A 26033-nucleotide genomic window follows, 5' to 3' on the forward strand; every position below is an offset into this window, starting at 1 on the left:
TCAGCGCTCCTTCACCTTGTTGAGGTATTTGACGTAGATGTTGGTGATGGCGAGCACCATGATGAGCACGATGTAGGCGAGTGCGCAGGAGCGACCCGTCTGCCATTCCTGGAAGGCCATCTTGTAGAGCCGGATCGAGATCACCTCGGTCGTCGGTTGGCTGGTCAGGATGTAGGCGAGGTCGAAGGTCTTGAAGGCTTCCATGGTACGGAAGATGACCGCGATCATCAGGATCGGCGCCACCAGCGGCAGCGTAATGCGGAAGAAGGTGTAGAACGGCCCCGCCCGGTCGATCGCCGCTGCCTCGTAGAGATGCTTTGGCACGGCCGAGAGGCCGGCAAGCGATAGCAGCATCACGAAGGGCGACCACATCCAGATGTCAGTGATTGCGACCGCATAGAGCGCCATGTCCGGATTCGACAGCCACTCGAAGGAGCCGAGACCGAATGTGTAGTTGATGATGCCGAAGGACGGATCGTAGAGCAGCTTCCAGAAGAGGCCGACCACGGCCATCGAGAGCATCATCGGCAGCAGCAGCAGGGTCGTAAGCAGACCCTTCAGCGGAATGTCGCGGTTGAGCAGCATCGCGGTGCCGAAGCCAACGATCACCTGCCCCGTCACAGAGATGATCACATATTTCGCGGTTATGGCGAAGTTCAACCAGATGAAGGGGTCGTTCAGCAGCGCGCGATAGTTCTGCAGGCCGACGAAACTGGCCGGCGCGTTCGACGAGGCACGGAAGTCGGTAAAGGAATAGCCGAGCGAATAGATCAGCGGAAAGATGTTGAAGACGATCAGGAACAGGATCGTCGGAATGATGAACAGATTGCGGATCCGGATGTCGCTCATGCCGCGGGGTGCGGACCGCGATTTCGTATCCAGCGATGTCATGACTGCGGTGGCCAATACTTCTCCTCCTCCGAAAGTTCGGCGCCGGATGCCGCAAGAGCATCACCATGCGCGAAGTTAATGTCGGCGCGCCACGCCCGCTCGAACCGCGCACTTCGGCGCAGAGGTGCAGGATGAAAAGGAAGGGGGCAGGGGCCCCCTCCGCGGGGCGCTACTTGTTGCGTCCGTATTTATCGAAGGTGGCTTTCCAGTCCGCGGCCAGCGAGTCGAGCGCTTCCTTCGCCGTGCCTTGGCCGGCAGTGACGAAGGGATAGATGCGCTGATTCATTTGGATCAGCAGTTCGGCATATTCCGGGGTCGCCCAGAAGTCCTTCACCTTAAACATGGTTTCGTAGAAGGCCTTGTTATAGGGCGTCGCATTCTGGAATTCCGGCGATTCAAGCACCTTGGCGCTTGCCGTGTAGCCCCCGAGTTCGGCCCAGCGCTTCTGGGTCTCGTCCTTGATAAACCATTCGAGGAATTTCATCGCCTCTTCCTGGTTGTCCGAGTAGGAGATGACCGATATGCCCTGGCCGCCAAGCGCTGCGAACTGCTCGCCGCCGGGACCTGCCGGATTGGCAAAGAAGCCGGTAACCTTGGCGTTTGGGTTAGACGCCTCGTTTACCAGTGCCGGGAAGAAGGCGAAGTAGTTCATGCTCATCGCTGCCAGGTTCTCGGTGATGGCCTGGTTGTTCTCGACGAAAAAAGTCTTGGCCCAACCCGGAGGCGTGAAGCCATAAAGCTCGCGATACATCTCGAGCGCCTTGACGTTCTTCTCGGAATTGATGATGCCGTCGACCTTGTAACTCTGATAGTCGCCGAGTTCGCCGCCATAGGAGAACATCGCGTTCTCAACGCCCATGACGAGGCCGTCATAAGAGTTGTCGGTGTATATCGCTATGCCGTAGCGCTTCTCGCCCGGGCGGTGGAAAAACTCGGCGATGTCACGCATCTCGGCCCATGTCTTCGGCGGGGCGAGGTCGTAACCGTATTTGGCCTTGAACGCTGCCATCTCCTTGGGGTCTTCGAACCAGTCCTTGCGGTAGGACCAGCCGACGGCGTCACCTTCGGCCGGGATCGACCAGTACTTTTTCGAGTTCGACGGATACTCCGAGTAGTATTTCACCGTTGCCGGCGCCATGACCTCGTTCAGTTTGTGCTTGTTGAAGAAGTCGGTGAGATCGACGTAATGTCCGGCTTCCGAGGCTGCACCGATCCACTGGCTGTCGCCCACGACCATGTCATAGGCCGAACCTTTGGCATTGAACTCAGTGAAAGCCTTGGTCTGGAAGTCGGCCCACGGCGTGGTCTCGACAGTGACCTTCACGCCGGTTTGAGCCTCATATTCATTCGCGAGCTCCTGAAGGTAATTTGCCGGGTCCCACTCGGCCCAGAAGATCGTCAGTTCCTGGGCCTGTGCGGACGTTCCGCAGGCCCACATCAAGCCGATCCCGGCCAAGAGACCGGTCATAGTTTTGCGCATAACGTTTCCTCCCATTTATGCACGTTTCCCGCTGCATCGCGGGCCTTCCGATCCGGCTTTCCGATCCTCCTGGGTGGTGTTCGTGTGGGGGTTCGCCCCGACCGTTAGCTCCGTTTCAGATCTCAAGCCTGAATTATTTTCCCTGATCTGGTAGTACCAAATTTCCCCATCGTCAAGAGTAACTTCGGCCGGACTTGCGCCAAAACCCGGCTCAATCTTTTCTATATCGCCCAATATAGAGCGTTCCTCGACGCGTTCTTGCCGGATAAGTCTGATCCACCATCCCCGGTCCGGTCGATGAGGCAAAAAGGATATCGGTTAAACTGGTAAAACCAGATATCGCTTCAACATGAGCGGTCGCCGATCTCATGCCTCGCTCTCCGCCTGCCGTATCGCGGCGTCAACGAGCGCCGTCGCCGCCCATTCAGCAACAGACTGCGCGCGGGCTGAGGTCAGTCCCCAGATATCTTTCAACACGATCAGCACCTCGACGCCGAAGACAAGCGAGAGCGCCTGTGCGAGGCGTTCGCGGGATTCGGGCGTCACCGTCCCCTGCAGAGGCGCAGTCGCGCACTTCAGCAGATCGACGCGGTGGCCGCGTGTGAACAGCGGCTCATTGCCGAGCGTGCCGGCCTGGCGCAGCACCCACTGGTCCAGCGAAAGCTTCAGCGCCGCCTTGAAGGTCGCCTCGAACTCGTCGATGCGCGGCATCGCGGTCGCCAGCAGATCGGCAACACGGGTGCGTGCATCGGGGCTGTCGGACGACCAGTCGAGTATAGGCCCCAGGGCCTCTCCCACCACGGCATGCACGAGCGCGGCCTGGCTTGGAAAGTAACGGTAGGCCGTTGCGCGCGAAACTTCGGCAGCCTCGGCAACTTCACTTACCGAGGGAGTAATGCCGGATTGCATGAGCCGTGTTGCGGTATCGAGCATCAGTTTGCGCGTGCGGGCACGCGGGCCCCGCTCGGCGCGACTGGCGGTTTCGTTCTGTTGACGTGAGACAGACATATCTTTATGATACGCTCGTCTCATTAATTTGCAAGGGTCGATGGCCTGGCCCAAACCTTGAGATATCGCTGCGAGGGAATTCACCCGGTCGCGGAGGAGAAATGAAGCGGATTTACGTCGTCGGCACGGCCGATACAAAGGGCGAGGAGCTTGCCTATCTGGCCGCTTGCATCGAGACGGCGGGCGGGAGCGTTGCGCGCGTCGATGTCGGCACACGCGAGCCTGCGACCGAGGTCGATATAAATGCCGAGACGGTTGCGGCCTGCCATCCGGAGGGCGTCGGAGCGGTACTTGCCTGCGACGACCGCGGCGAAGCGGTCGAGGCGATGGGCATTGCGTTCTCTAGCTTCCTCGTTGAGCGCGAGGATATTGCCGGCATCATCGGGATCGGTGGCGGCGGGGGCACTTCGATCATCACCGCGGGCATGCGGCAATTGCGGCTCGGCCTGCCAAAGATCATGGTCTCGACGCTCGCGTCCGGCGACGTCGCTCCCTATGTGGACGTTTCCGACATCGTGATGATGCCGTCCGTGACTGACATGGCGGGTCTGAACCGGCTCAGCCGGGTCATCCTGCACAACGCGGCCCAGGCGATCACGGCCATGACCAGCCGGCCTGCTGAGCTGACGGCATCAAAACCGGCCCTCGGGCTTACCATGTTCGGGGTAACGACGCCTGCCGTAACCGCCATGGTCGAGCGCCTCAGGGCGGACTACGACTGCCTGGTTTTCCACGCCACCGGCACGGGCGGGCGTACAATGGAGAAGCTTGCCGACAGCGGGCTTGTCTCGGGCGTGCTCGACATCACGACGACCGAGGTCTGCGACCTGCTTTTCGGCGGCGTCCTGCCTGCCACCCCGGACCGTCTCGGCGCGATTGCCCGCTCGGGCTTGCCCTATGTCGGCTCCGTCGGCGCGCTCGACATGGTGAACTTCTGGGCGCCGGAGACGATCCCGGAGCGCTATGCTGGCCGGCTATTCTACCGCCACAACCCGAACATCACGCTGATGCGCACGACGTCGGCCGAATGTGCGCAGATTGGGCGCTGGCTTGGCGAGAAGCTCAATCTTTGCCACGGCCCTGTACGCTTCCTCATTCCCGAGAAAGGTGTCTCGGCCCTCGACGTCGAAGGCGGTGCATTCTTCGATCCGCAAGCCGATGTCGCGCTCTTTGCCGCGCTCGAGGCGACGGTGAAGCCGACGGCGGCTCGACGTATCGTCCGCCTGCCGCTCCATATCAACGAGCCGCAATTCGCAGAGGCCGCCGTTGCAGCCTACCGCGACATCGCCAAGCCCTGAAAGACAGAATCGATGCCAGCCATACCTCGCAAAGCCATTCTCGAAAAATTCCACGGCATGATCGCAGCCGGCGTGCCAATTGTCGGCGGCGGCGCCGGCACGGGCATCTCCGCCAAGGCGGAGGAGGCTGGCGGCATCGACCTCATCATTATCTACAATTCGGGGCGCTACCGCATGGCGGGGCGCGGTTCGGCGGCCGGCCTGCTTGCCTATGGCAATGCCAACGAGATCGTCAAGGATATGGCGCTCGAAGTACTGCCCGTTGTGAAAAAGACGCCGGTGCTTGCCGGCGTCAACGGCACGGATCCCTTCGTGCTGATGCCGCATTTCCTCGCAGAACTGAAGGCAATGGGCTTTTCCGGCGTCCAGAACTTTCCCACAATCGGCCTGTTCGACGGCCGGATACGGCAGAGTTTCGAGGAGACCGGCATGGGCTACGCTCTGGAGGTCGAGATGATCGCCATGGCCCACGGGCTGGATCTGCTGACGACGCCCTATGTCTTCAATGACAGCGAGGCGGCCGCCATGACGGGTGCCGGCGCCGACATCGTCGTGGCGCATATGGGGGTGACGACCGGCGGCACGATAGGCGCAACCTCCGGCAAATCGCTTGATGACTGCGTCGATGAGATCACGGCAATCGCCAAGGCGGCGCGCTCTTTGCGCGACGACGTCATCGTCCTTTGCCACGGCGGCCCGATATCCATGCCGGAGGACGCGCGCTACATCCTGGAGCGTTGCCCTGGCTGTCACGGCTTTTACGGCGCAAGCTCGATGGAGCGCCTGCCGGCCGAGGCGGCGATCCGCAAGCAGACGGAAGATTTCAAGGCGCTCGCCATCGGCCCGGCCGGCTGACGAGAGGCACGGGAGGAGACCATCTCATGGCAAAGACCAACTACTTCAACTATCCGCAGGATGTGAGCGCCTTCGGTTTCGACTGGGGCAAACTATCGCTGACGGTGGCGCCGGAGGTCAACGGCGCCGGGCGTTTTTCTGGTGGTGTCGTCGACCTGCCGAGTGGCGAGGGCCATGCCCGCCACAATCACCCGGGTGCGGAGGAAATCATCTTCGTCATCTCCGGCGAGGGCGAACAGATGGTTGAGGACGAGAACGGCAACCCGATCACCACGAAAGTGGGCCCCGGCTGCACCATTTATGTTCCGGAAAGCCGCTTTCATTCGACGAAGAATACTGGCCATGATCCGATGCAGCTCTTCGTCGTCTATTCGCCGGCGGGGCCGGAGCTTGCGCTTCGCGAGTTGCCGGACTTCCGCCTGCTGCCGCCGGGCTCCTGAAGCCGGGGCCACACATTTTCTGGGAGGAAAACCGTTGAACATCAATCCAGGGGAAACAAGGTCCACCGTGCCGCCGTTCGATACGGCCAAGCTCGACGGGCTCATGGAGGGGGCAGGCATTGATGTCATCGTCGCCACCTCCAAGCACAACACGCAATATCTGATGGGCGGCTACAAGTTCATCTTCTTCACCGTCATGGATGCGATCAGCCATAGCCGATACCTGCCAATGGTGATCTACCAGAAGGGCGCGCCGGACCACTCGGCCTATGTGGGCAACCGCATGGAGGGCGCAGAGCACCAGAACAATCCGTTCTGGACGCCCGCCGTGCATACGGCAACCTGGGGCACACTGGATGCCGCCGGGCTCGCCGTCGAGCACCTGAAGAGGATCGGCAAGGCCGGCGGGTGCATCGGCATCGAGCCGGCCTTCCTGCCTTCCGACGCCCGCGATCTTCTTGCCTCGCGGCTGGAGGGCGCGCGGTTCGCCGATGCCACGCATGCTTTGGAGCGGCTGAGGGCCGTCAAGACGCCGGATGAACTGGCAAAGCTGAGGAGCGCCTCCGAACTGATCACCGGCGCGATGCTGGCTACGATCTCGGCGGTCCGCGCGGGCTCGACGAAGAAGCAGATCATCGAGCAACTGCGGCGCGAGGAAACGAACCGCGGCTTGCATTTCGAGTACTGCCTGCTTACGCTGGGATCCAGCCACAACCGCGCAGCCTCGCCTCAGGCCTGGGCCGAGGGCGAGGTGCTTTCGATCGATTCCGGCGGTAACTATCACGGCTATATCGGTGACCTCTGCCGCATGGCTGTGCTCGGTGAGCCGGATGCGGAGCTTGAGGACCTTCTGGCCGAGGTTGCGTCCATCCAGCAGGCGGCTTTCGCCAAGGTGGGGGCAGGGCCTGCGGGCGGTGAAATGATCGAGGCAGCGGAAGCCATGCTCAAGGCCTCGCCGTCGGCGGCTTTCACCGACTTCTTCTGCCACGGCATGGGCCTCATCAGCCACGAAGCGCCGTTTCTAATGACGAACCACCCCGTCGCCTATGAGGGCATCGATGCCCACCGGCCGCTGGAAGCCGGCATGGTGATCTCGGTCGAGACGACGATGCTTCACCCCAAGCGCGGCTTCATCAAGCTGGAGGATACGCTCGCCATCACCGATACCGGCTATGAGATGTTCGGCGACCGCGGCCGCGGCTGGAATCGCGGCGGCCTTTAGTCGATCGACTTTCGGCATATCGAGGACTCGGCGACCTTCGGGGATCGGGTCGCTTGCGCTCATGGCTCGGCTCAGGTGTGGCGGATTTCCGTTCCCAGCACCTTCAAGCATTCGCGGATGAAGGCGGCGAGCGCCGTCCAGCCCTTTGCGGAAACCATCCTGCCATCGACATAGGCCTCGGTCGGAGTGAGGTCGATGTAAGTGCCGCCCGCCAATGTGACTTCGGGTTCGCAGGCCCCAAGTGCACCCACCTTCTTGCCGCGAACGACGCCATCGACCGCGATCAGGATCTGGACCCCGTGACAGATGGTAAAGATCGGCTTCTTCTCGTCGTGGAAATGGCGCACCATCGCCTACACCCGCTTGTCGGTGCGGATATATTCCGGCCCGCGCCCGCCGGCGCAGTAGACGGCATGATATTGATCGAGCTGTATCTCGGCTTCGGAAAATGTCTTGTTGATGGTGACGTTGTGCCCCAGTTTTTCGCTGTAAGTCTGGTCACCCTCGAAATCGTGCAGCGACGTCCTGAGGATGTCGCCGGCCTTTTTGTCGGGGCAGACGACGTGCACCGTATGGCCGACGGCCTCCATGGCCTGCTGGTAGACGAAGATTTCGTACTCCTCGGTGAAATCGCCGGTGAGCATAAGGATGTTCTTGCCTGGCATGGGTTCTCCTCCTCGTTGGCAGGTTGGACAGGCACTCCCTTGCCTGCCGGGTTCTCAGATTTCGTCGAATGCTGACAGCAGCCGGTCGCGCGAAAGTTCGATATGGATGCGCATTGCGTTCGCCGCGGCGTCGGGGTCGCGGGTCGCGAAGGCATCGGGCAGCGTCTGGTGTTCGCCGAGTGCCTCCTCGGTCACGTCACCCAGAAGTGGTGCCGTCTCTTTGTTGCTCCTCCATACTGCTCCGAATCGGCGAGGGTGATGCAGGGCTTCCTTCCGCTGAGTAGCTTGCGTTGCCTCGGTACCTCGACCGAGCGGAAAACCAAACGGTCCCTGATGCTCTCAATTTGTGCTTCGAAAGTCGTATAACGTCTCAACGGGAACTGCACCTTCAGAATGCCGCATGAGTGGCTCTACGGTTCGATTCTGCTAAAGGCGGCATTTTGAACTGAGCTTTCCATGAGCCATGGATAGCACATCTAACCGTCATTGCGGCAACTAAACTGATGGGGCCGGAAGCGGACTGTCCGGTTGTCCGGCGAGAGACTAAGTAAGCCGTCGGTCCGGAGCCAGAACAGCCGTTGATCGAAAGCAGCGCTCCGCCAGCGAGCACGGTGGGCGATCGAGATCGAGGACATAGACCAAGTAGCTCAGTGCTCGCCCAAGCAGTATCCAGAGGAGCTGCTTACAACATCCGTTCGAGATGGCTGAATTCTCCGGCATGAACTGGAGGACGTCCCAGTCCTCAATAAGCTTACCGTTGTCATCGAGCCGGAAAATGTCGATTCCAGCAAAGGCGTGGTTGTTGGGCCATTGCTGGAAACAATGCAAAACGACTAGATCACTCTCTGCAATGGCCTACTTAATTCATTACCCGCTTACCCGGCCACTCTTCGCGGAGCGCCGCACGATCGTCGCCAACTGAGGCGAGTTTCTGTTTAAAAACTAGCAAAGTTCTGCCATGATTTTCGATTGGATAGCGATGTGTCTCTCGCCGTTTGCCCTCCCAGACCGCGGACGATCGAGGTCAAGACCCGAACCATTTGCAAAATTCAAACATAAATACTGAAGAACGAAAGTCACAAGAAGTGTATTCGCGAACGCGCTCGGCGTTATGTCTGAATTTCTTGTCGGGATTATCTGACAATTTGCGAATCCAGCGAAAGCCGCAGCAATTTGTTCACTACGGCGAAAAACAGGTTCCGCGCCCGCAAGCAGTAAAATAGAATCTTCGGGCTCAACCATAAAATTCATTCCGTGAATAAAATTCTCTGTTTCGGCGGCAATCGCGAGGATACCACCAGCTTCGTGGAATTTCGCCGCTGCATAATTTGCGTTGGCCAGGCCGGGACCTGCGCCGAGAAAGAAAAGTTTTCCATCGGGATCAATCTTTCCGCCCACTGCCATCGCGGTTTCGGACGCGTTTCTTAACAAGGCTGGAACAGTCTCAATCAGTGTCAGCATGTTGTTGGCGGGACGGCCCGCCCATGCGGATACAAGCTGGACGAGTGCCAGCAGCGTGACTGTATAATCGAGCGTGTGGGGTGTCTTTCGGGACAGCGGAGAAAAGGGCAGCACAATCGTTTCATCCGCGGCATTGGCGAGGTTGCTTTGCCCGTTGCAAGTCAGCGCAATGACCCGTGCACCGGCCTTGCGCGTAACATTTGCGGCCTCGACTGTTCTTTTGGTGCCACCGGAAATGGAGCTCAAAATGACGGTGTCCGTTGAAACAAATTTCGTGAAGACCGACAATTCCATTGAGGTCCGTGGCTGGACGTTAATTCCAAGCTCGCAGAAAACCGTGCCGAGCGCTGCGGGGGCAAAAGCGGAATCGCCGCAGCCGCCGGCAAAAACCCTGCCAATGGGTGCAGCAATCCGGGCGGCGCGCTCGGTCAGGGGAGCAACGCAGGCCAAAAGGATTTCGCTCTGAGCAGCGATCTCGCGTGCCATCATCTCGTTCATGCTTATAGACTCCGTCATCACGCGTTGAATAAAGTCTGTCCCAGCGCCCAGATCGCCTGCGGGGGCACTGGCCCATACTCGGTCAGTAACGCCGTCGTGAGTTCTGCCGGTATGACTTCAAGCTCGGGGGCCTGTGTATGGGCCCGTTCGAGTCCCTTGATCGATAGCCCTTCATGCAGGGGACTGTCATAATTTCGCAGAGCCGGATCGGGACGGTGACCCTCATAACTGCGCATGTCGAGCTTCAGTAGGTCGGTGCAGCCAAACACCTCTTTGCCCTGCTCCTTGGCAAGCCGGGCGATCATACGGCTGCCGATGGTATTGAGGAAGCTGCCATCGGCACGCAGGGTCTCCACGCCGAAAAGGGCAACATCACACAGTGAGAGTCCATATTCGATCGCAGCGTCGGGGATGTACCGCACAGAAAGACCAGCTGGCAAAAACTCTTCAAGGTATCGCGCGCCGCCCGAGATGCTGCGGCTCTCCGGCACCACGATGATTAACTCGGAGTTGGCCCGAGCAAGCGCAACCACGATTGCAGCAACGGTACTCGAATAGTCGAACGCGATAACGCCGCGCCGCGATGAAAGATGTTTGGCCGCAATCGTCACTAGCTTGCTCTTTCTATCCGTAGCAGCCTTACTCCAGTTTTCGATCCTTTGGCTCAAGGCAGAGGCCTGTTCAGGTTCGTCATCCAGGCCGGCAAGCAGCAGCGCAAGACTATTGCCGATGACGGGTGTATCCAGACCGCGCGTGCGAGCTATGAAATTAGCCACGCGCCGCGCCCGCTCGAGTGCTTCGCGCTTATCGGAATAGGCACCGAGTATGTGCAGCAGTAGTTCGTTGCCCAAGCCCACATGTTTGCTGGCGCCAAGCACGCCTTCGTCGACAATCTGCCAAAGATAGTGCAAAGTTGTGTCATCCGGCACCGAAAAACCGGCCTTGGCAAGCTCTTCTACATGGTCAAAACGTCGATCAGGCATTGATGGTTTCCGTTCTGCTGTCGGAGAGGGATTGAAGGTTGTTGCGCAAGAAAGTCTCAACCGCTTGCCGATGAGGCAGCGCCGCCTGCGCACCGAAATCCAGCGTAGCAAGCGCGGCGGCTGCATTGGCAAACGTGAGAGCGTCCCGTGGGTTGTCATTGGCCCAACGGCTTGCAAGGTAGGCTCCGGCAAAGCAGTCGCCCGCGCCTGTTGTATCAACGGGATCGACCTTGAAGCCCGAGACCTCAATCAGGTCTTTGCCCGAAACTCTGCGACATCCTGCAGCCCCCATGGTTACGATAATCTCTCCGTTTGGTCGTAGCAAATCGGTATTGAGCGTGCTGCCCAGGACTTCGGACGCCACATCAAAAGCCTCGCTGTTCAGGAATAGGGTATCGACGAGGCCAAGCATCCCGGCGAGATGTTCGGGTGCACGACGAATGTCCGGCGGCTCCAGATCGAGTGAGGTCCGGAGTTTATGCTGATTTGCCATTTCCAGCGCATGAAGGGTCAGGTTCGCATTGCCATAGGTCATGTGCACGTGCCGGATGCCCCTGAGTGCGGCAGGCACAATATCGCTCGCCCGCGGCAGATAGGCATCGGTTTCAAGTCGGATCAGAGACTTCTCTCCTGATGGAGACAGCAGGATTACACACATGAATGTCTTGCTACCGGGCCTTATAGCGATAAAACCTGTGTCGACGCCTTCAGCCGCAAGCTGCTTCAAAGCATCTTCGCCGGGGTGATCGTCGCCAACTGCGGCAAGCAGGCGAACCGGCCGCCCAAGTCTGGTCATTGCGACGGCAGCATTTGCGGCCATGCCTCCCGGCTTCTGGCCAAGATGCTTGCCTGCTACTTTCTGGTCGAAGCCCGGAATGACAGGAAGCGCGATGAATAAATCGACGTCGAGATCGCCGATGCACAATATATCCGGGGTATTTGTCAACGCTTAGCGCTCCAGATTTGGCGCCATCCACCGAATGATGCGACAGACGCGATCAGGAGTACACCGATTATACCGAGCTGCCATGCCGCAGAAATATTGGCGAGTTGCAGCCCGATCTGCAGCGTGGTGATGATGAGGATCGCCACCAGCGTACCGGGTATGCCGCCGGTTCCGCCGAAGATATGGGTTCCGCCGAGGACTGCGATCGTCACCGCGGCCAGCTCCATGCCCTTTCCGGCATCGGGCCTTGCGGCAAGAAACCAAGAAAGTGAAATAACGCTGCCGATCGCCGCCAAAACGCCGGAAAGGACGTAAAGTCCGATGCGGAGGCGAACGACATTCAAACCTGAGAGGTGGGCGGCGCGGTCATCATTGCCGCAGGCAACGATATGCCGGCCTATCGTGGTCCGCGTCAGCATGATATGCAAGACTAACGCAACCGGTATCAGAACGAACAGAAATGAATTAGGTATGGACAGCGTGTCGCCCTGTCCGAGCCAGCCAAACGTTTCCGGAAAATTACCGATGGGACGTCCCTCGGTGGTTGCGAGCGCAAGTCCGCCATAGGCGAACATCGTTGCGAGCGTCGCCATTAGCGAGGGAATGCGCAGGACGTTGATAAGCACGCCATTGATCAGGCCGAGCACGCCGCCTAGAAGGATGCCGATAGCGCAAGCTGGCCATACGCCAAGACCAGTCGTCATAATCGCCCCAATACTGACCCCAACCAGCGAGACGATCGAACCGACGGAAAGATCAATACCAGGACCACCGGCAAGAATCACCAGCGTTTGACCAAGACCGAGCAGGCCGAGGATCGGCACGTATTGCAAAAGATAGGGAATGGTACTCGCTTGCAGAAAATAAGGTGAAAGCAGGCTCACAGCAAGAATGGCAATAATCCATAAGCCAATCAGCAGGAGAAGCCGAGCTCTGAGTGGGTCGCTTTGCAGGCGCATCAACAGTACGGACATGTCAGACTCTTGGACTATTACGATTGCGGAGGGCGTCGGCTGTCAATACGACGATCAGAAGACTGCCAATAATCACCGTCTCCCACAGGGAAGAAACGCCGATAAGCACGAGGCCGTTCTGGATGATGCGAATGAAGATGACGCCGAGGAGTGTGCCGAGCAGGCTGCCTACACCGCCACGGATGCTGGTACCGCCCAGTATGGTCGCGGCGATGGCTTCTAGTGCTACCGTGGTTCCGATATTGATTTCGACGTTGCGCAGCCGCGCCACGTAAAGCAGCGCTGCAAATCCGGCAAGAAAACCCAGCAGAGCATAGGTTGCAATTTTCGTGCGACCGACATTGATGCCGACAAGCTTGGCGGACGTTTCATTGCAGCCTATCGCGTAGACGTGACGCCCATAGGGCACTTTGCGCAGCAGAACCCAGCATGCGGTATAGACAACCAGGATGACCAGAGCCGAAGCCGGAATGATCAGGACAGTTCCATTGACGAGCGGTGACAACGTGCCAGGCAGGCCTGAAATCCAGGCGCCGCCGATAACGATGAACATGATCGCCGAAAAAATGTACATCGAACCAAGCGTGGCGATGATTGGCGGCACTTTGAGCTTCGTTGTCAGGAAACCGTTCCACATTCCAAGCAGCGTACCGGTCGTAAGTCCGATCGGTGCAACGATGAAAGAGGAGAGACCGGCCTGATATGATTTACCGATGACGATGGCGGTAACGGCAAGAATTCCGCCGACACTGACATCGATGCCGCCCATGATGATCACTAACGTCATGCCAGCGCTTACAATGGCAAGTTCCAAGGCTGCGCGCAGAGTCTGGATCAGATTGATCGGGGTAAGAAAATACGGCGACGCGAAGCTAAAGCCTGCGCCGACAATCAAAATGGCAATGAAAAGATATAGCTCTCGCGTGGCCGTAGGCGAACTCAGGCGTAAAGTTGGACGTGTGTCGGCGGCGATGGACATCAGTTACACTTTCAATGCGAGGGAAGCCGCCGATCGCGGCTTCCCTCGTTAACGAGAATACTGGTCAGAAATTGAACTGGCCAATATTGTCCTTGGTGAAGACCATTGGAGCGCCCAATAGGAGGATGCTCTGGTCCGGCAGCCATTGAATTTTGGCATCAAGCCCGTCAACTTTCGGTGCCGCCTCGAATTTCTTGCCTTCCGCAACTTCCTTACCAGCCCAGACCGTGAGGTAACCAAGGTCTGACGGGTTCCAAAGGACCGAATACGTCATCGCACCGCTCATGACATAATCCTTGACGGTATTCGGCGAGCAGAAGCCTGTCGTGACGATCGATCCGATCCGACCTGCAGCTTCGACGGCCTGACCGATGCCTGGACAGGTCGTCGACGCGATGCCGATAATCCCCTTCAGATCGGGATTGCGTGTCATTGCGTCAGTTGCGAATTGGAACGCACGGGCAGCCGTCCCGTCGGTATGGTCGACGGAGACGATTTTCAGGTCTGGATAGGTCGACTTGGCCCGCTCTTGAATGGCAGCAATCCAGTTGTTGAGGCTGGCAATTGTCGGAGCGTCGGAGATAACAGCAATCTTACCCTCCTTGCCAACGCGCGCCACCATTTCATCAAGGATCTTATAGCCCAGATCCTTGTCCATGGCCTGCGCCACATAGAAAGCCCGCTTGCTGCCAGCCGCATCGGCGTCGGACGTGATCACATGCACACCCTTTTCGGTGGCGCGTGCAATTGCCGGCTTCAAAGTTTCAACATCGACCGGCGAGACCGCGACGACGTCAAAACCCTGATTGACGAAGCTTTCGAAGATGCGCAGTTGATCGGCGGCGTTGGTCGCCGTCGGTCCCTGCTGCACATAGGTGACGCCGAACTTGTCGGCTGCAGCCTTGGCTCCGGTCTCCATAGCAACATAATAGGGGATGCCCTGGATTTGTGGAACGAAGGCAACCCGGACATCCTTGGCGTACGCCGCGCCATTAAGTGCAGTTGTAGCCAACAAGCCGATTGCTGCGAATTTCAGAAGAGTTCTCATTGAAGTTGTTCCCTTTTGCTTTTGGTTTTAAACAGACTGGTGTTTGAACTGCGCACTAGGAGGCAGCGCGAACCTCATGAGCCCCAGTTATAAGGCCGATGATTTCTTGGGGTGTGGTCCTGCGTGTCTCGCGTACCGCGATGCAGCGGCCATGCCGCATGACGGAAATTCTGTCGGACACTTCAAAAACATCTTGGATATTGTGGGAGATGAGCACCACAGATTTGCCCTGTTCGCGCAGACGGATAACGAAATCCAGCACCTTGCGCACCTCGGCAACTGCCAGCGCGGCCGTTGGCTCATCCATGATTATCATGCGTGCGTCCATATTGAGGGCCCTGGCAATGGCCACACCCTGACGCTGGCCACCCGACATAGATTCCACCCAACTGTCGATACTCGGAACATGCACGTCCAGCTGCTTGAGCAATTCCTCAGTACGCTTGCGCATCGCAGGCAAATCAAGAAAGGGTATGCCTAAGCGCGGGCGCTTTATCTCGCGTCCAAGGAAAATATTGTCGACGACGGTCATTTTCCCGGCGAGGGCCAATTCTTGGTAGATGGTGGCAATTCCGTTTTGCCAGGCATCTTGCGGCGAGCGGAAATGCATTACTTTGCCGAGCATGGTGATCTCACCCTCGTCGGGGAAATGCGCTCCCGACATGGTTTTGATCAATGTCGACTTGCCGGCGCCATTGTCTCCAACTAGGGCCATGACTTCCGAATCGGCGACATGGAAATCAACATGGTCGAGAGCGACGAGCCCTCCAAATCGTTTGACGATGCCGGACAGCTTGAAAACCATATCAACTTTCCTTTTGCGCCTTTAGGAAATCGCTTGGACTGTAAATCATGCAGAGACCTTGAGATTTGACTCCGACAATGCAGACTGAAGCTCCCCGTACGTTGAAACGAGCCCCTGAGCTCCTTCCGCGGTCGTTGTCAAACTTGCCGCAATCGCAGCGTATTGGGCCGACCTTACAAGTGAAGCGCCGTGTAGCCATTGACTGAGGAACACCCCGGCGAAGCTGTCTCCAGCGCCAGTCGCATCCACCATGTTGACCGAAAGCGCGGGGACTTCAATCACTTGGGACGAGCCCTTTGCGAATACGGCCGCGCCAAGCTCACCGAGCGTCAGCACGACCGTGCCCCGCTTATCTAAATTCGCCAGTATTTCCCTCGTTTGTTGCAGCATGGATGCAAGCGGCGTTCTGATCTCGAAGATTTCACGCAACATCACATCATTGATGAAGGTCAGATCGATGCGGGATACAAGCTCTTTGAAGGATGCAGGCGTGCGAACGTTTTGCGGAAGGCCGGTCGAATGGAGACTGACATACCATCCAGCTTCGTGAAAACGATCAATGGAACCGATCATCCGCTCGTAATGATAACCCTCGACGTGGAGGCAAGCGGTGCGCGGTTCTGGCTTCACAGGCAGATTGGCCGTGAGATCGATTTCGCTGAGTTCAAACGGTTCATTAATGATTGTGCGGCTGCCATTCGCCTCGATAATGACAATCGCGCGTGAAAGCCGATTGTTAAACGGTCGGCGAATTGGCAAGGCATGTACTCCGCGACGCGAAAGCTCGGCCAATGCCCAGTCACTGTCCGGGTCATCTCCAACCGCAGTCGCTAATTGGACATCGAGACCATATGGGTTGCCCACTCCAGCGGCCGCTACGGCAACATTTGCAGCAGGACCGCCCAAGGCCTTCTCTATATGTTGCGCGGTAATACGATCGTCGCGATGCGGCAGCACATCGACGCGGCAGAGATAGTCCACACTGATGTAACCCGTTACCAGAAGACGGGGCAAAGACGAGACATTTTCCAAATTTGGGTCGGACGCCAATCCGGGCAGTGATCTGGCGATTGCGCTGGGGCGATAAGTCAGTTCCGCAATTGCTTTGGCTATGCGCGCTTCAGTATCGCTACGGACAACGGCTGTTCGATTGATATAATTTGATACTGTGCCGATCGAAACCCCGGCACACTTGGCAACATCAGCAATTGTTGGGCGTCTGCGGGGGGCCATCATTCCCTACTCGATTGAAGCGCTTCAAAAACTTGAGACGAAACCGCACGAATGTCAATCTTTTTGTAAGATTTTCTAGGAAATGTTGATCCGGGTTTACGCAAAACGGCTCCTCAAACTTGGAGTATTGAAATTCTTTCAATTCCGGGGTCGATAGAAATATGGGATTGCGGAGCCAATAGATGGTGGAGGACCAGTGCCGGAACTTGCGTTCGGCTGATGATCCGACTGAGACCTAAGTTTCGCTACATACGGATGCGGAGACGGAAATGTCGAGAAGAGATCGATTCGCGCTCATGACGCAGGCCTTTACGGATATCGATGACGACGAGTAACCACCAAAAGCTCTGTCAGATCCCGACGCATTAGCCGCCTACACCTTCAGCTAAGGCGACCGACCGCTTTTTAGGATATCGCCAGGGCGGCCCGAGCGGCAGTAATGAAGGCGCAAAGCAGCTGTCGGACCTTCGGCCTTTTTCATTCCTTTTTTGCCAAATCAAGTATTCATTCAACGAGAGAGGGATAGCTAACGGGTCTGCAGTCCACACTCTGTTCGAGAAGTACTTTAGAATAGACGAGACAAAACAGGCTTTTAATCGGGATGTAGACCTTTACGCTACAACCGAAAACGCCTGAAATTCGCCTATTATCGGCATTTTCAAAGGAACTGTTACTGATAACCTCCGATGTTGTGGCGTATGGATCGCGCCAACGCTTGTCAAACGCTATTGATGGTCTGCTTCCATATCGTTGCGAAACCAATCGCCTGAAGGGGGGAACTCTTGGAGCATAGGTCCGTTTCTCATTGGCGCCGCAGTGGACAGTAGCTCGCGGCCCGCATATCTTCCAAAGGGAGGCCGCGATCCAGGTGACCGAATGACGAGCGCCCAGTTCCGAAGAAACGCTTGAGCAGGCAGCCCAGCTGATGGCGGGCTCGACACCGGTGTATTCGCCGGTGGGGCAAGACTTCATCGGAATGATTACCGACCAGTATATCGCGGTACGCGCCCTGGCCGAGGGCAAAGGGCCCGGAAGGTGAGCGATAGCATGTCCTATGACGTCAGATATTGCTTCTCAGATCAGCGATCGACACTGCCCATCGTCGGCGGCGCGGACACGCAGGTGATCGGGCTCGGGCGATCGGCGCGGCACATCTCTTCCAGGAACACGGCGCGCTCGACAAGTTCGCCGACCTCGCGATCCGATGGTTCCTGCAGCACTTCGCTTCACGGAACTGACGCGGCAGCAGTGATGAAAGGAGAGACCGTGGCTGTCAAGATCATTCAATTCCTCGCCATCGTCATCTCGGCGCTTGCGCTCATACCGGCGGGGGCACATCTCGCCGCCTTGCCCAACAAGATCGCGTTGCCACAGGCCGATTACTTCACCGTCCAAGGCATCTATTATGGATGGCCATTCTTAGACTGCTGTGGCCTGCCGGGCTTATCTTAAACGGTTTGCTGGCGATCCTGGCACGCTCGCAAAGTGCGCCATTCTGGTTCGTATTTCTCGCCGCACTCTGTTTCGCGCTCATGCTCGCGATCTTCTATCTTTGGACGCAACCCGCCAACCGGGTCACGCAGAACTGGACGACGGTTCCCGCGAATAGGGAGGCGCTCAGGCAGCAATGGGAATGCTCCCGCGCAGCCAATACGGCGATTGCATTTGCAGCGCTTTGTCTTGCGACGATGTCTGCGCTCTCATGGCGGCCGAACGGTTCGTAGATTCTCAGGATATCGCGCGCAAAAGCCGAGTTCCGGATGTGATCATATGGGTCATCGACTCGTTATATCGCCGGTGAACGCGGTAGCATATACTGTCGGCGCGGCCGTACAGCGCACGACGAGGCGCCAGAGGCCTTCCTCGACATGCTGAAGTTGTGGCGACCAGGCGATGGCAGACGAACCGCGGGTGCCCTCTTTGTTGCTTTGCTCTTAAATAGGGTCTTCTCTATTCGGCGTGTTGAAGTCAAGCGTTGTCACGCTTCCGGCTTCTTCTTTGGCGGCTGACGTCGTTCACGGGGCGTCGCTTCTCTTCGGGATCGGCTCTTGGCCGTCCCAGCATGGATCATAAGAAGGAAGGGGCTCAATCTTCTTCGCGTCCTGGTCGCAATGCGCGATCGGCACAAGACCCCAAAGCGAACTCACCTCATCCAGGAATCCGCGGACAATTCGATAGGGAACCAATTGGCCGCGCAACGGTTTGCGCCATGAGGAGGCTCACCAAAGGAACAGCTCATGGCCAATACAGCAGATATCCTGATCGAAACGCTCCTGAAATGGGATGTCGAGGTCATGTTCGGATTGCCCGGTGACGGTATCAACGGAATAATGGAGTCGCTGCGAAAACGTCAGAAGGAGATTCGTTTCGTACAGGTCAGGCATGAGGCAACTGCCGCATTCATGGCTACAGCATACGGAAAGTGGACGGGGAAGCTCGGTGTATGCCTTGCTACCTCCGGCCCTGGCGGAACAAATCTACTGACCGGGCTCTACGACGCAAAACTCGACCAGGTTGCGGTTCTGGCGATCACGGGAATGCAGTTTCATGACCTGAACGAGACATTCACCCAGCAAGACGTCAATTTGATCAGGGTATTTGATGACGTATCGGTCTATAATGCGCAGGTTTCCGACGCGGCCCATGTTGAAAATGTAACGAGTCTTGCCTGCCGATCCGCGTACTCCAAAAGAGGTGTATCCCATATTTCCATCGCGAACGACGTGCAGGAGCAGAGCGCAGAGGAATCGGCACGCTCGAAACGTAACAAGCCAGGCCATGTCTCGAATGACTGGTTCAGGTCCAATCCTGTGCCAACGGATGATGAAATTGCAAGTGCCAGCGCGATTTTGAATTCTAGTTCGAAGATTGCCATCCTCATCGGCAATGGTGCACGCGGCGCCGCCACAGAGGTAACGAAGATTGCGGAAAAGCTTGGTGCTCCAATCATCAAGGCATTGCTGGGGAAGGATGTCTTGCCTGACGATCATCCCTACACCACCGGAGGTATTGGGATACTGGGGACTGCGGCATCACAAGAGGTTATGGAATCCTGCGATGCCCTTTTGATAGTGGGGTCGAGCTTTCCTTATGTCGAGTACTACCCCAGGCCCGGACAAGCGCGCTGTCTTCAAATCGATGTTGATGGGCAACGGATTGGTCTTCGCTGTCCTGTCGAGGTGGGCTTGGTGGGTGATGCCGCTTCGACCATCCGGTTATTGTTGGAACATCTGAAAGACAGAATTGATATGAGGTTTCTTGATGAGTCCAAGCGTAAAATGCACCGTTGGCGGCAAATGATAGCCGAACTCGAGGCTGATACGTCGCTGCCCATGAAACCTCAAACCGTCGTTGGGGCTCTGGGAAAAATGCTCCCTGAGGATGCCGTTGTGGTTGCCGATTCGGGACAAAACACGGAGTTGGCAGCTCGCCACGTGACGATAAGGGGCGGCCAACGCTTTTCGGTGTCGGGTTCCCTCGCTTCAATGGCTTGCGGTTTGCCCTATGCACTGGCGGCAGGCATTGCATTTCCCGGTCGTCCGGTTTTCGCCATTGTGGGAGATGGCGGCCTGGCAATGCAATTAGGCGAATTTTCTACTGCCGTAAGTTTCGATATCCCATTGAAGGTTCTCGTCATCAAAAATGGTATGCTGAATCAAATCGCGTGGGAACAGATGATGTTCCTCGGAAATCCCCAGTTTGCCTGTGAACTGGCCGAAATCGACTTCGCCAAGGCTGCCGAAGCAATGGGGGGCAAAGGCTATACGATCAAAGACCCGGCGAGGATTCAGGATATCTTATCAGACGCGATGTCTCATTCGCAGCCAACCATAATAGAGGCGGTCGTCGACAAATATGAACCCTTGATGCCCCCGAAGATGCCGAAGGATTATCGCAGAAACTTTGAAAAGGCGCTTGCTGACACGCCCGGAGCCGAGTGCATCAGAAGAAATATCTCACGAAAACCTGTTAAAGGCATGTACAATGGCGGCTAGTAGCCGGTTGTTCGCCTATATTGGCGAGTTTTTCAAACGCCGCTGTTTAAGTGACGAAGAGCGCAGCTTTCTTGAGGCGGTGCAGCCGAACGCGAAAAATCCTTTGCGACTACCGAGAAATCACTTGCACTGCCCGCTGTATCGAAGATGTTATCTGTAGGCACCTTGTGAGGCCTAGGTGACAATGAGTAATGCCCTTGGGCGGCAGTTATGCTGGCACTAGAAGACCATGTTAAAGCGCCAGATCCTAACCGTCATCGACCGCAAAGAATTGGTTATCCGTTGCCAACGGTATGGATTGGCCGAATGGATTGAAGGACGTTCGGCAAGTTATATGTCGAACCCTTCCGCCATTTGCAGATGATGCTCCAGGGCTGGCCGCGTTTTCGCCGCCCAAGCCTTTAACTCAGCGTTTTCGCCTTTGTCGCCATAGCGTTTGAACAGATCGACAGCGTCCTTGTGAGCTGAGACTTGGTCCGAATGATACTGTTCGGTGAAATCGGTGCCTTGCAGGCCGTTCAGCTTGTTAAGCATTTCCTTTTGCGCGTCCGACATCGACGTCGGCGGCATCACCTTGACTTGCCCGCTCAATGAGTTGCTGAGGCGTTGCTGATTAAAGAGAAATCTGCTGGCCTGTCACACCGGTAGTCCTAGCGGTACCATCAAAATGCAAAGAGGCTCCTGCTGCGGATTGATCAGTTCATTCCATAGTCCTTCGAGTTCCAGTCCGTCAAATGCTCGCTAGGACTTTTGCGATAAGCACCGCTATCGCCACGCCGCCAATGAAAATACAAACTTTCATCCAGGCTGGCGTTTTGTACTTAAGCCGTTCTAATTCGCTATTCATGGCAGCGCCTTCCATTTGCCGACTTTACATCAGGGCGGTGCCTGAGGATCCGGTCACCGCCCCGTTTTCGGAGCAACCCTATTTGCTTAAAATTGTTCCTGGAAAAATGGCCATTACCCGCGCGGCGGCAGGCATTTTGCAATGTGCCGGGAACTTTCAAAGATCGCAGCAGTTCGCAAGTCCACGGGGAAAAACACAATCCTTGGAGGAAACAATGTTAGTGAAGTCTCTCGCAGTTGCATTTATCTCGTTGGCGCTGGTTGGCGGGGCGGTCGCACAAACATCAGGCGACGGTTCAAACAGCTCTGGTGCGAGCAACGGCACCGGAAACAACAACAATAATGGCGGCACCAATACCAGTAATGGTACTGGATCGATCTCAAACGATGGAACTGCCAAATCGGGTACTAATAACTCAAGCAGCAATAACACCGGAACCAACGCACAGGGCAAGACAACCACCGGCGGATCAACGGATTGCCCTGACTCGTCCGGCTCGACGAGTGGCAATACCACGTCAACTTCGGGCACGCAGCCCAAAGACTGCCCAAAGTAATAATCAGACTTTAGAAGGCGGGCGCGTTCCGCCTTCTATGTTCGCTCGGATGCTCGCGAGATCCTTGTCCTGTGCGATAAGAACCGCAACACCAACTGAGATCGGAGAAGGGAGGCCTCGGAGGGATTTTTGGCCTTGTAGTAGTGGAAAATGCGCAGCGCGAACGCCGGAGGCTCCACAAGATGATCTGGCAAGGCAAACCGGCGATGATCCAGGCATAGGCTTTGTTGATCGTTGCGAGATCAATCGAGTCGCGTTCCTGTGCTATCGGTACGGCAGAGAATATCCTGCAACCGGTCAATAATGTGCTGTTCGACCTTTGGCCATGCGCCGAGGGCACCGAGAGTAAGCTTTAATGCCAGCGACAATGCCAAGCAAAACTGGATACCGCGATACCATTCTCTTCGACGACGATTCCATCTTTGTCGACGGTTTTGTCCCCTGAGCCAGAATCTCGTTCCTCGTCCTCTCCAAAAGCCTGTACCAGCTCATCCGTCGCGCGCTCCAGGGAAATTGATCCAAGGCCGATCTGATGATTAGCTCTCTTAAAAGGTATGGGCCTCAGTCTGCGCGCTCCGGTGGTCAGCATCTTTGATGCTTTTAATAACGAGCCATCACCTCGGACTCAACAGCAGATAGGGTCGGGACATCGCGCCGGGAGGTGTTACCCACTTCGGCGTCAGCTCCACCATCGCTCTTTACGTCACGACTGTGACAACCGCCGGCGCACCAGTGCGATCTCGACTTTAAGCTGAGGACAGGTATTCTTGTGAGAAGTCGAGGACTTAGAAAATGCCTTTTTTTATTTGCACCGCCTGCGGCCTGCAGTTCGGCAAGACTTCAACACCGCCACAAATATGCCCTGTCTGCGAGGACGAGCGGCAGTTCGTTCCACAATCTGGGCAAGCGTGGACAGACATGGCGGCAATCAGCCGGTCGCACAGCATCGCTTGGAATGAAGAGGCTGAAGAGATACACAGCCTGCGCATCTCGCCAGACTTCGCGATTGGCCAGCGGGCCTTGCTGATCGAAGGCCCGGATGGCAACATTCTTTGGGATTGCCTCAGCCTCGTTGATGAGGCCAGCACAGCCCGCATTGCCGCTTTAGGCGGTCTTATGGCGATTGTCATTTCACACCCGCACTTTTATTCCTCAATGAATGAGTGGAGCAGCGCCTGTGGCAATGTGCCGATCTATGTGCACGCCGATGACGGCGAATGGGTGCAGAGATCCAGTTCTTCGTTGCGCCTATGGTCGGGTGAAAGCCTGCAACTAGGTCGGGCAACCGTAATCCGGTGCGGTGGCCATTTCGCCGGCAGCTCTGTGCTTTACTGTCCCTGGCTGGAAGGTGGCCGAGGCGCTCTTTTCGTGGGCGACACGATGCAAGTTACTCTCGACCGTCGGTATGTAAGTTTCATGCGAAGCTATCCAAACCTGATCCCACTCAATGCCAGAGCCGTGAAGCGGATTTCCAATGCCGTGCGGCCCTTTGAATTCGAAGCTATCTATGGCGGGTTTACCGGCAGAACGATCAAAACGAACGGCTCACGCGTCGTTGCCAGATCAGTCGAAAGATATTTGAGGGCCATCAAAAGCTAGCGAAGGTTCGCGAATTGCTCCCAAACAACCCGGTTTTCTTTTAGGTTAATTGTGAGCTGCCGATATCAGTGGGTCGCGCGTTCTCAACGATTGAGATGTGTCGAATGCTGACTGTGCGCCGCTAAATTACCACAGAAGAAAGTGTACATCGGTGTGCTTCACTGCGAAGGTCTGCAGAACCCTTATGGCCCTCTCCCTGACGGATAATGCTAATCTTCCAACTCCCAAGCGTCGCAGCCCAGCAAGATCCAAGCTGGAAAACGCTTGGATCGCACGCGTGCCTGCAGTTGTCCTCAAATTGCATCTCAACCTAGGTCGAATTTGAGGCATGCGCTGCAATGTACTGCCAAAGCCGGCTAGCCACCGGCCCGTGCGGGCGATCACACCTTCTGGCAACGACGATCTCATTTGTTATTCCAGGAAAGTGGTTGCCTTTGATCGATATCAGTCTTCCTTCGCGAAGGTCCTCTTGGATCATAAAGGCGGGCAGATGACCCCATGCCATTCCGCGCAAGATCACTTCCCGCTTCATGACGTGATCAGCAACTGTGCAACTTGGTGCGCCTTCTACAAGATAATAGCTCGTTTTCGGTATTGCCCGGGCGGTGTCGCGAATGATGCATTGGGTAAGTCCACGCATCTGCTCCGAAGATAGGGAATTTGTCACAGCGAAGGGAAGAAATCCGGCGGCGACCACAGGCAGGAAGTTCACCGTGCCAAGGTCGACCCACTCGATCCTGGTGTCAGTTTTGTCAACCCAGTTTAGGATGAGATCAGCCTCCTCGTTCAGAAGTCTTTCCTGCGGTCCTCCGATTGTTTCAAAATGGAGATCCAACCGCGTCTTTGGATGTTGCGCAAAAAAACCGCTCAGCAAAGCAAGGCCTTGATGCAGCGGAAAAGCGTCTCCCAGCACGACACTGAGGTGTGTTTCCTCGCCAGTCGCAAGCTGGAGCGCATGAAGCCTCAGCGCTTCAGTCTCCGATAGAAGTGACTCGGCCTTTTGATAAAATGAACGCCCGGCCTCCGTCAGTGTCACGCGATAGCCGCTCCGATCAAGCAGCGCCACGCCGATGTTGTCCTCAAGCTTGGATATTGCCGCGAAAACCGCCGCGTGTGACTTGTTTAAAAGTGCCGCGCCGGCCTGAAAGCCACCCTGACGCACGACGGCGGCGAAACACTGAACCTCTTGTAGCGTGAACATGTTCATTGTTGATTGTCATTACAAAGTTTTGCAGATCTTTGCAATTTTTATTGAACATAGCATACCGTATGTTCAAAGCAGTTCGCCAAGCAACGCGGCGGAAGTTAAAGGTGGAGAGCATTATGAACAATGCTGCCGGTCAGTTGGCCGCACACAAACAGCAGACCGCCTCGTTTTTTGCCACAGGCGACGGGGTCCGCACATCCTATAGGGTTGACGGCGAGCCCACCCTACCATCACTCGTTCTGGCGAATTCTATCGGAACCACACTCCATATGTGGGACGGCCAGATCGAAAAACTCGAGAGGCACTTTCGTGTCGTTCGATACGATTTTCGTGGCCACGGTAGCTCTGACGTCCCCGCTGGCGCCTACTCAGATGCCCGTCTAGGCCGCGACGTCATTGAGTTAATGGACCACCTCGGTATCGAGCGGACGCATTTCCTTGGCTTATCGCTTGGTGGTTATGTTGGCCAGTGGCTCGCCATTCATGCGCCGGACCGCATTGATCGGCTCATACTTTCCAACACGTCTGCTCATCTTGGACCAGCCGAATATTGGGATGACGCAATCCGAGCGATTCTCACAGCAGAAGACATGAAGCAAACTGCTGAGAATTTTCTCCGCAATTGGTTTCCTGATGGCATGTTTAAGACCGATCTTCCTACAATTCGGACGTTCCGGGAGATGCTCTTGAAGACTTCCCGGCAAGGCATCGCCGGCAATTGGGCAGCTGTCAGAGATAGCGATATGCGACGAACCATCGCGCTGATCAATGCCCCTACTTTGGCAATCGCCGGGGAATTCGACACCATAACCACGAGAAAGATGGGCGAAGATATCGCTCGGTCGATCCCTGGGGCGCGGTTGAAGATCCTGCCTGCAGTACATCAGCCCAATATCGAGCTTCCGGCAGAGTTCCTCAGGGAAGTGCTCGACTTTCTTTTGAAAACTTGACCCGAGCCACCGGAAACCGTGAGCACTTCTCTTGGCGGCGTAGCCAAACAAAGGGCTGCGTAAGATCTCGGGCCCCACGAGCATTTCGAGAAG

At 56.6% G+C, this 26033-nt stretch carries 22 protein-coding genes and 3 pseudogenes; 10 read left to right on the forward strand and 15 right to left on the reverse strand.

The genetic code is table 11. The annotated features are described in order from the left end of the window. The 3 genes from PHA01_RS21285 to PHA01_RS21295 all read right to left on the reverse strand — a co-directional run bounded on the left by PHA01_RS21285 (position 1) and on the right by PHA01_RS21295 (position 3379). Positions 1-906 (reverse strand): carbohydrate ABC transporter permease, encoded by a 906-nt coding sequence (locus PHA01_RS21285; protein ID WP_271898354.1) that lies wholly within the window; start codon positions 904-906, stop codon positions 1-3. A gap of 154 nt (positions 907-1060) precedes the next feature. Further along, a complete protein-coding gene (locus PHA01_RS21290; protein WP_271898355.1) occupies positions 1061-2371 on the reverse strand; it encodes an ABC transporter substrate-binding protein in 1311 nt (436 codons plus the stop codon). 366 nt (positions 2372-2737) lie between these two features. Continuing rightward, positions 2738-3379 (reverse strand): TetR/AcrR family transcriptional regulator, encoded by a 642-nt coding sequence (locus PHA01_RS21295; RefSeq protein WP_271898356.1) that lies wholly within the window; start codon positions 3377-3379, stop codon positions 2738-2740. 101 nt (positions 3380-3480) lie between these two features. Here PHA01_RS21295 and PHA01_RS21300 point away from each other — a divergent pair, with 101 nt between their 5' ends. Genes PHA01_RS21300 through PHA01_RS21315 form a run of 4 tightly spaced genes read left to right on the forward strand, consistent with a single transcriptional unit; the run spans position 3481 to position 7194 of the window. Continuing rightward, on the forward strand, positions 3481-4677 hold the full coding sequence (locus PHA01_RS21300) for a Tm-1-like ATP-binding domain-containing protein (protein WP_271898357.1): 1197 nt from the start codon (positions 3481-3483) through the stop codon (positions 4675-4677). A gap of 12 nt (positions 4678-4689) precedes the next feature. Next, positions 4690-5532, forward strand: a complete 843-nt coding sequence (locus PHA01_RS21305) for a phosphoenolpyruvate hydrolase family protein (protein ID WP_271898358.1) — start codon at positions 4690-4692, stop codon at positions 5530-5532. 26 nt (positions 5533-5558) lie between these two features. Then, positions 5559-5972, forward strand: a complete 414-nt coding sequence (locus PHA01_RS21310; protein ID WP_271898359.1) for a cupin domain-containing protein — start codon at positions 5559-5561, stop codon at positions 5970-5972. Positions 5973-6006: 34 nt separating this feature from the next. Then, positions 6007-7194 (forward strand): M24 family metallopeptidase, encoded by a 1188-nt coding sequence (locus PHA01_RS21315; RefSeq protein ID WP_271898360.1) that lies wholly within the window; start codon positions 6007-6009, stop codon positions 7192-7194. A gap of 71 nt (positions 7195-7265) precedes the next feature. On the opposite strand, the pseudogene PHA01_RS21320 reads toward PHA01_RS21315, so the two are convergent. The 10 genes and pseudogenes from PHA01_RS21320 to PHA01_RS21365 all read right to left on the reverse strand — a co-directional run bounded on the left by PHA01_RS21320 (position 7266) and on the right by PHA01_RS21365 (position 16789). After that, a pseudogene (locus PHA01_RS21320) lies at positions 7266-7859 on the reverse strand (DJ-1/PfpI family protein). Between the two features lie 54 nt (positions 7860-7913). Next, positions 7914-8054 (reverse strand): annotated as a pseudogene (locus PHA01_RS21325) (FCD domain-containing protein); the annotation flags it as partial. A gap of 747 nt (positions 8055-8801) precedes the next feature. After that, on the reverse strand, positions 8802-9836 hold the full coding sequence (locus PHA01_RS21330) for an SIS domain-containing protein (protein WP_334312046.1): 1035 nt from the start codon (positions 9834-9836) through the stop codon (positions 8802-8804). After that, complete coding sequence (locus tag PHA01_RS21335; protein ID WP_271898361.1) at positions 9836-10801, reverse strand: eIF2B alpha/beta/delta subunit family protein; 966 nt, start codon at positions 10799-10801, stop codon at positions 9836-9838. Before PHA01_RS21335 ends, PHA01_RS21330 begins: the two co-directional genes overlap by 1 nt. After that, positions 10794-11747 (reverse strand): carbohydrate kinase family protein, encoded by a 954-nt coding sequence (locus PHA01_RS21340; RefSeq protein WP_271898362.1) that lies wholly within the window; start codon positions 11745-11747, stop codon positions 10794-10796. The genes PHA01_RS21335 and PHA01_RS21340 overlap by 8 nt, the downstream gene beginning before the upstream one ends. Further along, positions 11744-12721: an ABC transporter permease gene (locus PHA01_RS21345; RefSeq protein WP_271898364.1), complete on the reverse strand. Its 978-nt coding sequence runs from the start codon at positions 12719-12721 to the stop codon at positions 11744-11746. Before PHA01_RS21345 ends, PHA01_RS21340 begins: the two co-directional genes overlap by 4 nt. A gap of 1 nt (position 12722) precedes the next feature. Beyond that, positions 12723-13700 carry an ABC transporter permease gene (locus PHA01_RS21350; protein ID WP_271898365.1) on the reverse strand — a complete coding sequence of 326 codons (978 nt, stop codon included), beginning with the start codon at positions 13698-13700 and terminating at the stop codon, positions 12723-12725. 64 nt (positions 13701-13764) lie between these two features. Beyond that, the gene (locus tag PHA01_RS21355; RefSeq protein ID WP_271898366.1) at positions 13765-14748 is read right to left on the reverse strand and encodes an autoinducer 2 ABC transporter substrate-binding protein; all 984 of its coding nucleotides are present in this window, start codon (positions 14746-14748) and stop codon (positions 13765-13767) included. Between the two features lie 55 nt (positions 14749-14803). After that, the gene (locus PHA01_RS21360; protein WP_271898367.1) at positions 14804-15553 is read right to left on the reverse strand and encodes an ATP-binding cassette domain-containing protein; all 750 of its coding nucleotides are present in this window, start codon (positions 15551-15553) and stop codon (positions 14804-14806) included. Positions 15554-15598: 45 nt separating this feature from the next. Further along, positions 15599-16789 (reverse strand): carbohydrate kinase family protein, encoded by a 1191-nt coding sequence (locus PHA01_RS21365; RefSeq protein WP_271898368.1) that lies wholly within the window; start codon positions 16787-16789, stop codon positions 15599-15601. Positions 16790-17833: 1044 nt separating this feature from the next. Here PHA01_RS21365 and PHA01_RS21370 point away from each other — a divergent pair. From PHA01_RS21370 to PHA01_RS21380, 3 genes are all read left to right on the forward strand, one after another. Beyond that, positions 17834-18238 carry a hypothetical protein gene (locus PHA01_RS21370; RefSeq protein WP_271898369.1) on the forward strand — a complete coding sequence of 135 codons (405 nt, stop codon included), beginning with the start codon at positions 17834-17836 and terminating at the stop codon, positions 18236-18238. Continuing rightward, complete coding sequence (locus tag PHA01_RS21375) at positions 18196-18510, forward strand: hypothetical protein (protein ID WP_271898370.1); 315 nt, start codon at positions 18196-18198, stop codon at positions 18508-18510. Before PHA01_RS21370 ends, PHA01_RS21375 begins: the two co-directional genes overlap by 43 nt. A 513-nt stretch (positions 18511-19023) precedes the next feature. Next, positions 19024-20781 carry a thiamine pyrophosphate-dependent enzyme gene (locus PHA01_RS21380; protein ID WP_271898371.1) on the forward strand — a complete coding sequence of 586 codons (1758 nt, stop codon included), beginning with the start codon at positions 19024-19026 and terminating at the stop codon, positions 20779-20781. A 330-nt stretch (positions 20782-21111) separates the two neighbouring features. Here the strand turns inward: PHA01_RS21380 and PHA01_RS21385 are convergent. Further along, positions 21112-21369: pseudogene (locus tag PHA01_RS21385) on the reverse strand (DUF4142 domain-containing protein); the annotation flags it as partial. Positions 21370-21563: 194 nt separating this feature from the next. Here PHA01_RS21385 and PHA01_RS21390 point away from each other — a divergent pair. Together PHA01_RS21390 and PHA01_RS21395 are read left to right on the forward strand one after the other, a co-directional pair. Continuing rightward, positions 21564-22184 carry a hypothetical protein gene (locus PHA01_RS21390; protein WP_271898372.1) on the forward strand — a complete coding sequence of 207 codons (621 nt, stop codon included), beginning with the start codon at positions 21564-21566 and terminating at the stop codon, positions 22182-22184. A 792-nt stretch (positions 22185-22976) separates the two neighbouring features. Beyond that, a complete protein-coding gene (locus PHA01_RS21395) occupies positions 22977-23783 on the forward strand; it encodes an MBL fold metallo-hydrolase (protein WP_271898373.1) in 807 nt (268 codons plus the stop codon). A 310-nt stretch (positions 23784-24093) separates the two neighbouring features. On the opposite strand, the gene PHA01_RS21400 is transcribed toward PHA01_RS21395, so the two are convergent. Continuing rightward, complete coding sequence (locus tag PHA01_RS21400; protein ID WP_271898374.1) at positions 24094-24990, reverse strand: LysR family transcriptional regulator; 897 nt, start codon at positions 24988-24990, stop codon at positions 24094-24096. A gap of 116 nt (positions 24991-25106) precedes the next feature. Between PHA01_RS21400 and PHA01_RS21405 the strand changes: the two genes are divergently transcribed. Continuing rightward, positions 25107-25940 carry an alpha/beta fold hydrolase gene (locus PHA01_RS21405; protein WP_417021004.1) on the forward strand — a complete coding sequence of 278 codons (834 nt, stop codon included), beginning with the start codon at positions 25107-25109 and terminating at the stop codon, positions 25938-25940. Positions 25941-26033 lie beyond the last annotated feature (93 nt).

Origin of the sequence: Candidatus Phyllobacterium onerii, from assembly GCF_028331445.1 — a bacterium.
In the GTDB taxonomy this organism is placed as follows: Bacteria; Pseudomonadota; Alphaproteobacteria; order Rhizobiales; family Rhizobiaceae; genus Phyllobacterium; species Phyllobacterium onerii.